Source organism: Pseudomonas sp. RC3H12 (genome assembly GCF_018596375.1).
Lineage (GTDB): Bacteria > Pseudomonadota > Gammaproteobacteria > Pseudomonadales > Pseudomonadaceae > Aquipseudomonas.
Map to the genome: position 1 here is coordinate 1,733,549 of NZ_CP075595.1, position 11,855 is coordinate 1,745,403.

8 protein-coding genes are annotated in these 11,855 nt (G+C 67.0%); 2 read left to right on the forward strand and 6 right to left on the reverse strand.

All coding sequences use genetic code 11. The features are described 5' to 3' along the window. Positions 1-9: 9 nt before the first annotated feature. The gene (locus KHO27_RS07960) at positions 10-621 is read right to left on the reverse strand and encodes a LysE family translocator (RefSeq protein ID WP_214501572.1); all 612 of its coding nucleotides are present in this window, start codon (positions 619-621) and stop codon (positions 10-12) included. A gap of 98 nt (positions 622-719) precedes the next feature. Between KHO27_RS07960 and KHO27_RS07965 the strand changes: the two genes are divergently transcribed. Further along, on the forward strand, positions 720-1,721 hold the full coding sequence (locus KHO27_RS07965) for a GlxA family transcriptional regulator (protein WP_110699429.1): 1,002 nt from the start codon (positions 720-722) through the stop codon (positions 1,719-1,721). A gap of 47 nt (positions 1,722-1,768) precedes the next feature. Here the strand turns inward: KHO27_RS07965 and KHO27_RS07970 are convergent, their stop codons facing one another. Next, positions 1,769-2,623 (reverse strand): CAP domain-containing protein, encoded by an 855-nt coding sequence (locus KHO27_RS07970; RefSeq protein ID WP_110699427.1) that lies wholly within the window; start codon positions 2,621-2,623, stop codon positions 1,769-1,771. A gap of 258 nt (positions 2,624-2,881) precedes the next feature. Here KHO27_RS07970 and KHO27_RS07975 point away from each other — a divergent pair, with 258 nt between their 5' ends. After that, positions 2,882-5,050: a TonB-dependent receptor gene (locus KHO27_RS07975; protein ID WP_214501573.1), complete on the forward strand. Its 2,169-nt coding sequence runs from the start codon at positions 2,882-2,884 to the stop codon at positions 5,048-5,050. A gap of 21 nt (positions 5,051-5,071) precedes the next feature. Here the strand turns inward: KHO27_RS07975 and KHO27_RS07980 are convergent, their stop codons facing one another. From KHO27_RS07980 to metH, 4 genes are all read right to left on the reverse strand, one after another. Further along, positions 5,072-6,226 (reverse strand): cysteine desulfurase family protein, encoded by a 1,155-nt coding sequence (locus KHO27_RS07980; RefSeq protein WP_214501574.1) that lies wholly within the window; start codon positions 6,224-6,226, stop codon positions 5,072-5,074. 162 nt (positions 6,227-6,388) lie between these two features. Continuing rightward, positions 6,389-6,868 carry a DUF2269 family protein gene (locus tag KHO27_RS07985; RefSeq protein ID WP_214501575.1) on the reverse strand — a complete coding sequence of 160 codons (480 nt, stop codon included), beginning with the start codon at positions 6,866-6,868 and terminating at the stop codon, positions 6,389-6,391. 1 nt (position 6,869) lies between these two features. Then, positions 6,870-7,982: a saccharopine dehydrogenase family protein gene (locus KHO27_RS07990; protein WP_214501576.1), complete on the reverse strand. Its 1,113-nt coding sequence runs from the start codon at positions 7,980-7,982 to the stop codon at positions 6,870-6,872. Between the two features lie 159 nt (positions 7,983-8,141). Then, positions 8,142-11,849, reverse strand: coding sequence for a methionine synthase (gene metH / locus KHO27_RS07995; protein WP_111532389.1), 3,708 nt, complete (start codon positions 11,847-11,849; stop codon positions 8,142-8,144). Between the last annotated feature and the right edge of the window lie 6 nt (positions 11,850-11,855).

An 11,855-nucleotide genomic window follows, 5' to 3' on the forward strand; every position in this document is an offset into this window, starting at 1 on the left:
CACAGGCAGTCAGCGGCCCAGCGGCAAGGCCACGCCGATCAGCGCAAACAGGCCGCCACAAGCGCGGTTGAACCCCCGGCCACCCTTGGCCAGCCACGGCCGGATGCGAAATGCCAGGCGCGCCAGCAGGTACTCCACCAGGCACTCGACACTGGCGAAGGTCGCCGCCATCACCACGAACTGCAGCAGCAGGCCGCGCTGCGGGTCGATGAATTGCGGCAGGAACGCGCCATAGAACAACAGCACCTTGGGGTTGGCCAGCGCCGACAGGCAGCCCTGGCGGAACAGCCCGGCATTGCTCAGCGCGGTACTGCCGCGGGGCAACTCGAGATGCAGCGCCGGGGTGCGCCACAGCTGGATCCCCAGCCAGACCAGATAGGCCCCGCCCACCCACTTGAGCACCGTCAGCACCGAGGCCGAGGCGTGCAGCAGGGCGCTCAGGCCGAACATGGTCAGGGCGATCAGGGCGCTGAAACCGAACACCCCGCCGCCGATGGTGAACAGCGTGCGCCGGGCGCCGTACAGCGCGCCATGGGTCAGGGCCAGCAGGCTGTTGGGGCCTGGGGTCAGTGACAGGCCGATGCTGGCGAGCAGGTAGATGAGCCAGGTGTCGAGTGCCATGGGTGTGCCTTGTCGGTGGTGAGGGCGCCAGTGTAGGGCAGGGTGGTAGCAATGCAGGGTAGTATTCGGACAACTGATGGTCATATCCGGACATTGCCATGACACCCGACCTGCGTCTGCTGATCCTGCCGCTGCCGGAATTCGCCTTGCTGCCTTTCGGCGCCTTCCTCGACAAGCTGCGCTTTTCCGCCGACGACGAGGACTACAGCCGCCAGCGCTACTGCCGCTGGACCGTGATCGGCCTGGACCTGGCGCCTGTGCCGTCCAGCAGCGGGGCCATGCTGCAGGTGGAGGCGACGCCTGCACAGGTCGACTGGAGCGCCTACGACCATCTGGTGCTGTTCGGCGGGCGCAATGCCAGCGCCACGGCAGCCTTGGCGCCGCGCTACCGGGCCTTGCTGAAACAGGCGGCCAAGGCGGGGGTGAGGCTGGTCTGCGTCGACAACGCGGCCTTCCTGCTGGCGGCCTGTGGCCTGCTGGACGGTCATCAGGTGGTGGTGCACTGGCGTCATGAGGCCGAGTTCCGCGTGGCGTTTCCCCGTGTGCGGCTGCTGACCGGGCAGTTGTATTGCTTCGACGGCAGCCGTATCACCTGCGCCGGCGGCACGGCGGCCATCGACCTGGCGGTGGAGCTGATCGCCCGCGCCAGCGGCCGCGCCCGAGCGCTCAAGGGCCTGGCCGACATGCTGGTGGATGAAAGCCGCGACAGCCGCCACGCCTTGCGCTCGCTGGAGGCCGGCGCCGGGGAGGGGCGCCAGGTGCAACGGGCCACGGCGCTGATGCGCCATCACCTGGCGGCGCGGCTGCCGGTGGAGGCGCTGGCGGCGGAGCTGGGGATCAGCCGGCGCCAGCTCGACCGCCAGTTCCAGGCCTGCCATGGCATGAGCGCCAAGGCCTGGTGGCAGGAGCTGCGCCTGCAGCAGGCGCGCTGGCGGTTGCTCAACTCCAGCCACAGCCTGGCGCAGATCGCCGATGAAGTGGGCATGGGCGATGCCAGTTACCTGGGCAAGTGGGTGCGGCGGCGCTTCGGTTGTACGGCGCTGGCGCTGCGCAGGTCCGAGCCGGACTCATCGCGGGGCAAGCCTGCTGCCAGCGTCTGACCCGCGGCGTGCGGGGCGTGGGAGCGGGCTTGCCCGGCGATGTGGGTTTACTGCGGCGTACCGAACAACCCTGTCCAGTAGATCCCCGCGTCGCTCTTCGGGTCCACCGCATACGCCGCCCCCAGTTCGCGGAAATCCGCGTTCATCAGCGTGGCACAGTGCCCGGGACTGGCCAGCCAGCCATCGACCACCTTGCGCGCGGTATCGCGCCCGGCGGCGATGTTCTCGCCGATCTGCCGGTACAGGTAGCCGGCCAGTTCCGCGCGGTCGCCCGGCGTGCGGCCATCGCGGTCGATATGGTCGAAGAAGTTCTGGTTGGCCATGGCCCGGGTGTGGTTGGCGGCGACGCCGGCCAGGGTTGCGCTCCAGGCCAGCGCCGGGGCGGCGGGGTAGGGCTGGCCGCCACACTGGCGCGGCAGGTTGCGCGCGGCGTTGATCTCCTGCAACAGCTTCTGCCCTTCGGCCTGCCAGTCGCCCAGGCGCCCGCTGAGCAGCGGGCGGGCCAGGACGATGCGCCAGTCGCGCCCCTCCTGGCTGACACCGATATCGACGAACTGCGGGTCGAGCACCACCTGGCAGAAGCTCTCCTCGATGGCTTTCATCGCCGCCTTGGCATCCCGTGGGCCGGACAGGCTGATGGCCTGCACGTTGACCATCGGGTAGGCGGCGCGGGTCATGGCCTGCTGCAGGTCGCGGGTGCCCTCCGGCGACAGCGCCAGGCGGGTGTCGCTGTTGAGCGGCGGCAGCTCCAGCGAAGCCTCGCCGCCACAGCGCTGGGCCTGGCTGCGGTAGACGTTGATCGTATCGATCAGTTGCGCCTCTTCGCCGGCATACACCTGGCTGCCGGTCGCGGCAAGCAGGCCCAGCGTTAGGCCGAGGCAGGCAACGGATGGGACGCGCATGTGGATCTCCCTGTAACTGGCAGCGTCTGGATCTGCGCTGCCCATCCTACACAAGCGCAAGGCTTTTGGCCCGGCCCTGTGCGCTATGAAAACCAAGCCTTGCAATCGATTGCAGTCGGCAAAAGAGGGGGTAGACCGCTGGTCGGCAAAAAAGTGCGGTTGTTTGGTAATAATTCGCACTATCGGCTAGAAACACTACTCAGTCACTTCAAGTTTCTCATCCGCCAGGACGGCCCTGACCCTTCCCGGGAGCCCTCCATGACACGTGCCTGCCCGTATCAATCGACCCTCCTTGCGCTGTGCTGTTCCGTTGCCGTCAGCGCCCATGGCGCAGAGGGCGCCATCGAGCTGGATGCCACCGCCGTCAACGCCGAGGCGCTCAAGGCGCCTGCCGGCGAGCTGCCCGAACCCTATGCCGGCGGCCAGGTGGCCCGTGGCGGGCAGATGGGCGTGCTGGGCAACCAGGACATGATGGACGTGCCGTTCACCATGACCAGCTACACCGCGCAACTGATCGAGGAGCAGCAGGCCGAGGACATCGGCGACGTGCTGCTCAACGACCCCTCGGTGCGCCAGTCGTTCGGTTTTGGCAACCAGTCCCAGGTCTTCGTCATCCGTGGCCTGCCGCTCAATGGCGACGACGTGGCGTTCAATGGCCTGTACGGCGTGCTGCCGCGGCAGATGATTTCCACCGATGCGGTGGAGCGGGTCGAGGTGTTCAAGGGGCCCAATGCCTTTCTCAACGGCGCCAGCCCGACCGGCACCGGCCTGGGCGGCAACGTCAACCTGCAACCCAAGCGCGCCGGCGATACGCCGACACGCCGCTACACCCAGGACATCAGCAGTGACGGGCGCATCGGCGAGCACCTGGACATTGGCCAGCGCTTCGGCGCGGACAATCGCTTCGGCGTGCGCCTGAACCTCTCGCAGCGCGAGGGCGAGACGGCGGTCGACGACCAGGACCAGCGCAGCAAGCTGTTCGTCGCCGGGCTCGACTACCGTGGCGACAACTTCCGGGTTTCGGGCGATTTCGGCTACCAGAAGCAGCGGGTCAACCATATGCGCAACTCAGTGCGCCTGGGCGCCGGCCTGACCGATATCCCCCATGCGCCGGACGCCGACCACAACTACGGCCAGGACTGGGCCTGGACCGAGACCGAGGACACCTTCGGCATGCTCCGCGGCGACTACGACTTCAACGACAACTGGAGCGGCTACCTGGCGGGGGGCGTCAAGCACACCCACGAGAACGGCTTCTACGGCACGCCGATCCTCACCGACGCGGCCAGCGGCGACGCCACCATCGGCGGCTCGAAGATCCCCCACAACGAGGACAACACCACCTTCATGGGCGGCATCAATGGCCGCTTCCATACAGGGCCGCTCAGCCATCAGCTGAATATCGGCGCGGCGAGCATCTGGACCCAGCAGGAGAACGCCTTCGTCTTCTACAACTCGCAGGCCACCAATATCTACCGCACCGACCCGTTGCCAAAACCGACCACGCCGACCTTCGTCGGCGGCAAGCTGGACGACCCCGGCGTGACCGGCAAGACTCGCAACCGCAGCATCGCGCTGTCCGACACCGTGGGCCTGTTCGATGACACCTTGCTGCTCACCGTGGGCGTGCGGCGCCAGCAATTGCGGGTGGAGGGCTACGCCTACGACGGGCCGGGCCCGGACCTGGGACGCAACGCCTTCTATGACGAGGCGGTCACCACGCCGGTGTACGGCATCGTCTACAAGCTCAACCCATCGGTCTCGCTGTATGCCAACCGTATCGAGGGCCTGGCCCAGGGCGCCACGGCATCAGGGCAGGTGATCAATGTCGGCGAGGTGTTCCCGCCGGCCAAGACCAAGCAGGTGGAGGCGGGGGTCAAGCTCGATTACCAGACCTTCGGCGCCAACCTGGCGGTGTTCCGCATCGAGCGGCCCACCGATGGCTTCGTCGACGGCAATGTGTTCGTCCAGGATGGCGAGCAGGTCAACAAGGGGCTTGAGCTCAGTGTGTTCGGCGAGCCGCTGCCGGGGCTGCGGTTGATGGCCGGTGGCACGCGCATGGACACCGAGCTGAAAAACACCCAGGGCGGCACGGCCGATGGCAACCACGCGGTAGGCGTGCCGACCTTCCAGCTCAATGCCAGTGTCGATTGGGATGTGCCGGGGCTGGAGGGCGTGGCGCTCAATGCGCGCATGCTGCGCACCGGCGGGCAGTACGCCAACCCGGCCAACACCCTGAGCCTGCCGACCTGGAACCGTTTCGACGTTGGCGCGCGGTATCGCTTCAAGGTGCAGGAAAAGGCGGTGACCCTGCGGGTCAACGTGGAGAACCTGACGGACAAGAACTACTGGGCGTCGGCCAATGGGGGGTATTTGACCCAGGGCGACCCGCGACTGGTGAAGTTCTCGGGGACCCTGGATTTTTGAAGCCTGTGCCGGCGGCGTGCCTTACCAGAGCGCTACTGCCGCCGCGCCGATCACCCGGCCAAACACCGCCAGCGCCGTGTCCACGTCCGCTTCGCTGGTGTAGCGCCCGACGCTCAGGCGCACGCTGTTGCGCGCCTGGCGTTCGTCGAGGCCGAGGGCCAGCAGCACGTGGGACGCCGCATTGCTCGCCGAGTTGCACGCCGAAGTGCTCGACAGCGCCAGCTCGCCCGCCAGGGCCAGGCTGTTGAAGCCCTTGGCGTCGATGCACAGGTTGAGGGTGTGGGGAATGCGCTGCACCGCACAGCCGTTGAGCGTGACCCCGGGCATTGCCAGCAGGCCGTCGCGCAAGCGCCGGGCGAGTTGCTCCAGGCGCTGGTACTCCACCGCGCCGGGCTGGCCGGCCAGGGCGAAGGCGCTGCCCATGCCGACGATCTGGTGGGTGGCCAGGGTGCCAGAGCGCAGGCCGCGCTCATGGCCGCCGCCGTGCATCTGCGCACGCATCGCCGGGCGGGCGCGAGGGCCGACGTAGAGGGCACCGATGCCCTTGGGACCATAGACTTTGTGTGCCGAGAACGACGTCAGGTCGACCGCCTGCTGCGCCAGGTCGATCCGAACCTTGCCCACGGCCTGCGCCGCGTCCACGTGCAAAAGCGCACCGTGTTCGCGGACGATTGCCCCGATAGCGGCAAAGTCGGTCACCGTGCCCAGTTCGTTGTTCACCGCCATCAGCGACACCAGGCGGGTGTCCGGGCGCAGCGCGGCCTGGACCGCTTGGGGCTGGATCAACCCTCGGGCATCCGGGGCCAGGCGGGTCACCGCCCAGCCCAGGCGCTCCAGTTCGGCGGCGGTGTCTAGGATGGCCTTGTGCTCAAGCTGGCTGGTGATCACATGCCCCGGCTGCGCGCAGCCCTGGGCGATGCCCTTGAGCGCGAGGTTGTTCGATTCGGTGGCGCCGGAGGTCCAGACCAGCTCGTCGGGCTGCGCGCCGACCTGCACGGCCACCTGATGGCGGGAATGCTCGACGGCTTCGCGGGCCGCCTGGCCGTGGGAATGGCCGCTGGAGGCGGGGTTGCCGAAGTTTGACTCACGGCCCAGGCAGGTGAGCATGGCGGCGATGACCTGGTCATCGACCGGCGTGGTGGCGGCGTAATCGAAGTAGAGCGGGGTGCTGGGCATGATCAAGGGCGGGTCCGTGCGTGGACGCCGCCTGTCGGCATCCATGGACTCATGCTAGGGAAATGGCGATATGAATGTTTTCCAATTTTTCCAGCTTGTGGGGCTTTCAGGAAAAACTTCTACTCGCTATTTGCTTGGATGTAGAAATATTTTCTTGGCGTATCAAAGCCACTGCCATGGCGCCTGTTTGGTAACCATCACCAGCACGATCAGGAACATCCCGGCAAACCCCACCACCCCCATACACAGCCATGGGCGATACAGCCGCTGGTAGGCCTGGCCCAGTGCCGCGCCGCTGTCGGCTGCCTGGGCGGCGAGGCGATGCATGCGCGTCTGCAACAGCAGCACAGGCAGCCATAGGGCGCCGACCACGAAGAAGATCAGCAGCGCGGCGCGTAGCCAGTCGGCGGACCACGGCATGCCGCCCATGTTGACCATGGCGTAGCCGGTCAGCAGTTGCAGCACGCCCGCCGGCGTGGTGATCCAGGCGTCGAAGCGCACCACCATCCGCGCCACAGCGGCGATCACCCGCGGATCGCCGCTGCGACTGGCGGCGATCAGGTACAGGTAAGAGCCCATGCCAAAGCCGAAGAGAAACACGGCGGCGACGATATGCAGGTATTTGAGCAGCAGGTAGCTCATCTCAGGCGCGCCTGTGATGCAAGCCGACGCTGTAGCGCACCTTGTCCGGCTCGCCGATGGCCGCCAGGTACTGTTCGACGCTGATCTCGCCGACGCAGGGGCGGGCGCCCGGTTCAGGCTGGTAGCCTGCGACGACCCTGGCCATCAGCGCCACCGCCGCGCAGCTGGGAATCTCCGGGCCCTTGTCGTCGCTGGCGCTGACCTGGGCCTGCAGGCGCAGTGGCTGCCCTTGCGGGTCCAGCCCGCGGACATCCAGGTACATCGCGCTCTTGCCATCGCCCCAGCGTTCGAAACGGCTGCCCAGCCGATGCAGGCGTCGCGCCCAGGGCAGCGGGTCGCGCACCAGGCCCAGCTTGACCAGCCGCGCCAGTGTCGCGTTGGCCAGGCCACCGAGCATCAGCCCGGAGCCGGCCTTGAATGCCAGGTCACGGGCGCCATAGCGTTCGGCGAAGATGTCCATGTCCGGCACGTCGACGTTGTGCAGCAGGCGCCAGCCCAGGCCCGGCAGATGGCGCAGCTGCAGGCCGAGCCAACCGTCGACGCTGCACGGGCGGCCGTCGCGCCACTGGCGGATCGGCCGACCGGCATAGGCCAGCACGCCTTCGATGGTGGACAGGCCGGGCATCTTCGCCGAGGACGAAATGCCGTGCTCGATGCGGTCGATGCGGCTGAAGAGGTGGCGCTGTTCGTCGAGAATCGCCGACGACAGGCTGGGCACCGAGCTGCAGCCGCTGAGCAGGGTGACCTGGGCCTGGCGCGCGCGCTCGTCCAACTGGGTGATGCCATTGACAAACAGCCGGCAGTCGGACAGGTCGCAATAGTGGCTGCCGGCTTCGATGCAGGCTTCGGCCACGCGGTAGGGCTGGCCCTGGAAGGGGCCGCCGGTGTGGATCACCCAGTCGATACGCAGGTCGCGTAGGGCTTGGGCGAAGCCTGGGGCCATGGCGTCGCCGCACCAGCTTTCGCTGCCGTTCAACCGTGCGGCCAGTTGCGAGAGGCTGTCGGCATTGCGGCCGGCGATCACCAGTTGCACGGCGGACATCTGGTTCAGGTGGCGGCAGATGATACGGCCGAAGTTGCCGTAGGCGCCGATCACCAGGATTCGGGGAGACATGCTGGGGTCCTTGTGCATGTGTCGGGGAACGCGGGGCCGCCCTGCGGCCCATCGCCGGCAAGCCGGCTCCCACAGGTGCTGTGCAGTCGTCGCCCTGTGGGAGCCGGCTTGTCGTGGCGACGAACCGCGGCGATGGGCTGCAAAGCAGCCCCGGTGGGGTCAGGCGTCGTAGCCGAGGTTCGGCGCCAGCCAGCGCTCGCTCACGGCAATGTCCTGGCCCTTGCGTGCGCTGTACTGCTCGATCTGGTCCTTGTCGACCTTGCCCACGGCGAAGTACTGCGCCTGCGGGTGGGCGAAGTACCAGCCGCTGACCGCCGCCGCCGGGAACATGGCGAAGTGCTCGGTGAGGAACACGCCGCTGGGGCCGGTCTCGCCGATCGCGGTGCCGTCGAGCAGGCGGAACAGGGTTTCCTTCTCGGTGTGGTCCGGACAGGCCGGGTAGCCAGGCGCCGGGCGGATGCCGCTGTACTGCTCCTTGATCAGCGCCTCGTTGTCCAGGTGCTCGTCCTTGGCATAGCCCCAGTGCTCCTTGCGCACCTGTTCGTGCAGCCACTCGGCGCAGGCCTCGGCCAGGCGGTCGGCCAGGGCCTTGACCATGATCGAGCTGTAGTCGTCGCCCTTGTCCTGATAGGCCTTGGCCACTTCCTCGGCGCCGATGCCGGCGGTGGTGATGAAGCCGCCGACATAGTCGGTCACGCCGCTGGCCTTGGGCGCGACGAAGTCGGCCAGCGACCAGTTCGGCTTGCCGTCGGGCTTGATGGTCTGCTGACGCAGGTGGTGCAGGGTGGCCAGGGTCTCGCCGGCGTCACCGTACACCTCGATATCGTCATCAGCCACCTGGTTGGCCGGCCAGAAGCCGAACACCGCGCGGGCGCTGATCAGTTGCTCGTCGATCAGCTTGTCGAGCATCTCGCGGGCGTCCTTGTACAGCGCCGTGGCGGCTTCGCCGACCACTTCGTCGGTGAGGATGCGCGGGAACTTGCCGGCCAGGTCCCAGGAGATGAAGAACGGCGTCCAGTCGATGTACTCGGCCAGGGTGCGCAGGTCGATGTTCTCCAGCACCTTGACGCCGGTGAAGGCGGGCACCGCGGCCTGGTAGGCGGCCCAGTCGTACTGCGGCTTGGCGGCGATGGCCTGGGCGTAGCTCAGGCGCTCGGTGCGGGCGCTGCGGTTGGCGGTGCGCTCACGCACCTCGACGTATTCCTGGCGGGTCTTCTCGACGAAACCGCTCTTGAGTTCCTTGGACAGCAGCTGGGTGGCCACGCCCACCGCGCGCGAGGCGTCGGTGACGTAGATCACCGCATCGTTGGAGTACTTGGGTTCGATCTTCACCGCCGTGTGCGCCTTGGAGGTGGTCGCGCCGCCGATCATCAGCGGCAGGTGGAAGTCCTGGCGCTGCATCTCGCGGGCGACATGGACCATCTCGTCCAGCGACGGGGTGATCAGCCCGGACAGGCCGATGATGTCGCACTTCTGCTCGCGGGCGGTCTGCAGGATCTTCTCCGCCGGGACCATCACGCCCATGTCGACGATGTCGTAGCCGTTGCAACCGAGCACCACGCCGACGATGTTCTTGCCGATGTCGTGCACGTCGCCCTTGACCGTGGCCATGAGGATTTTGCCCTTGGCTTCGGGCTTGTCGCCTTTCTCGGCCTCGATGAACGGGATCAGGTGGGCCACGGCCTGTTTCATCACGCGGGCGGACTTCACCACCTGGGGCAGGAACATCTTGCCGGCGCCGAACAGGTCGCCGACCACGTTCATGCCGCTCATCAGCGGGCCTTCGATGACTTCGATGGGGCGCGCCGACTGCTGGCGGCACTCTTCGGTGTCTTCGACGATGTAGGCGGTGATGCCCTTGACCAGCGCATGCTCGAGGCGCTTGTCGACCGGCATCGAGCGCCATTCTTCGTTTTCCACTTCCTTGGTGGCGCCACCGCCCTTGTAGTCATCGGCGATGGCCAGCAGGGCGTCGGTGCCGTGCGGGGTGCGGTTGAGCACCACGTCCTCGACCTTTTCGCGCAGGGCGGCGGGGATCTCGTCGTAGATCTCCAGCTGGCCGGCGTTGACGATACCCATGGTCAGGCCGTTCTTGATCGCGTGGTAGAGGAACACCGAGTGGATCGCCTCGCGCACCGGGTTGTTGCCACGGAACGAGAACGACACGTTGGACACGCCGCCCGAGCTCAGGGCATACGGCAGGTGGTCGCGGATGTAGGCGCAGGCCTCGATGAAGTCGACGGCGTAGTTGTTGTGCTCCTCGATGCCGGTGGCGACGGCGAAGATGTTCGGGTCGAAGATGATGTCTTCGGGCGGGAAGCCGACTTCGTTGACCAGGATGTCGTAGCTGCGCTGGCAGATCTCGCGCTTGCGCGCGGCGGTGTCGGCCTGGCCGACCTCGTCGAAGGCCATCACCACCACGGCGGCGCCGTAGCGCTTGCACAGGCGGGCATGGTGCTTGAACTGCTCGACGCCTTCCTTCATGGAGATGGAGTTGACGATGCCCTTGCCCTGGATGCACTTCAGGCCCGCCTCGATCACCTCCCACTTGGAGGAGTCGATCATGATCGGCACCCGGGAGATGTCCGGCTCGCCGGCGATCAGGTTGAGGAAGCGGACCATGGCGGCCTGGGAGTCGAGCATCCCTTCGTCCATGTTGATGTCGATCACCTGGGCGCCGGCCTCGACCTGCTGCAGGGCGACTTCCAGCGCCTCGGTGTAGTTTTCCTCGCGGATCAGCCGGGCGAACTTGGCGGAACCGGTGATGTTGGTGCGCTCGCCGACGTTGACGAACAGCGACTGGCGATCGATGGTGAACGGCTCGAGGCCCGACAGGCGGCAGGCCTTGGGGATGTCCGGGATCGCCCGTGGTTTGTACTTGGCCACGGCCTCGGCGATGGCCTGGATGTGCGGCGGGGTGGTGCCGCAGCAGCCGCCGATGATGTTGAGGAAGCCGCTGGCGGCGAACTCCTCGACCACCGCGGCCATCTCGGCCGGGGTCTCATCGTACTCGCCGAAGGCGTTGGGCAGGCCGGCGTTGGGGTGGGCGGAGACGTGGGTGCCGGCCTTGGTCGACAGCTCTTCGAGGTACGGGCGCAGGTCCTTGGCGCCGAGGGCGCAGTTCAGGCCCACGGAAATCGGGTTGGCGTGGCGTACCGAGTTCCAGAACGCCTCGGTGGTCTGGCCCGACAGGGTGCGGCCGGAGGCGTCGGTGATGGTGCCGGAGATCATGATCGGCAGTTCGATGCCGTCGTCCTCGAACACCTGCTGCACGGCGAAGATCGCCGCCTTGGCGTTGAGGGTGTCGAAGATGGTCTCGATCAGGATCAGGTCGGCGCCGCCCTCGATCAGGCCACGGGTGGCCTCGATGTAGTTTTCCACCAGCTCGTCGAAGGTGACGTTGCGGTAGCCGGGGTCGTTGACGTCCGGGGAGATCGAGCAGGTGCGACTGGTAGGACCGAGCACGCCGGCGACGAAGCGTGGCTTGTCCGGGGTCTCCAGGGTCTTGGCGTCGGCCACCTGGCGGGCGATGCGCGCGCCTTCGACGTTGAGCTCGTAGACCAGTGCCTCCATGCCGTAGTCGGCCTGGGAAATCTGCGTGGCGTTGAAGGTGTTGGTCTCGAGAATATCGGCGCCGGCGTCCAGGTAGGCTTTCTCGATCGCGGCGATCACATCGGGGCGGCTGAGCAGCAAAAGATCGTTGTTGCCTTTGACATCGCTTGGCCAATCGGCAAAGCGCGTGCCACGATAGTCGTGTTCCTCGAGGCGGTAACTCTGGATCATAGTACCCATGCCGCCGTCGAGGATCAGGATGCGCTCTTTGAGTGCGTTCTGGAGTGCTTGTAAACGAGCGCTGCGGTCGGACATAGGACT

Bases quoted from the DNA above. Each gene is read 5' to 3' on its own strand.
- KHO27_RS07990 (WP_214501576.1), bottom strand. From the start codon at position 7,982: ATGTCTCCCCGAATCCTGGTGATCGGCGCCTACGGCAACTTCGGCCGT.
- metH (WP_111532389.1), bottom strand. From the start codon at position 11,849: ATGTCCGACCGCAGCGCTCGTTTACAAGCACTCCAGAACGCACTCAAA.
- KHO27_RS07965 (WP_110699429.1), top strand. From the start codon at position 720: ATGACACCCGACCTGCGTCTGCTGATCCTGCCGCTGCCGGAATTCGCC.
- KHO27_RS07970 (WP_110699427.1), bottom strand. From the start codon at position 2,623: ATGCGCGTCCCATCCGTTGCCTGCCTCGGCCTAACGCTGGGCCTGCTT.
- KHO27_RS07985 (WP_214501575.1), bottom strand. From the start codon at position 6,868: ATGAGCTACCTGCTGCTCAAATACCTGCATATCGTCGCCGCCGTGTTT.
- KHO27_RS07975 (WP_214501573.1), top strand. From the start codon at position 2,882: ATGACACGTGCCTGCCCGTATCAATCGACCCTCCTTGCGCTGTGCTGT.
- KHO27_RS07980 (WP_214501574.1), bottom strand. From the start codon at position 6,226: ATGCCCAGCACCCCGCTCTACTTCGATTACGCCGCCACCACGCCGGTC.
- KHO27_RS07960 (WP_214501572.1), bottom strand. From the start codon at position 621: ATGGCACTCGACACCTGGCTCATCTACCTGCTCGCCAGCATCGGCCTG.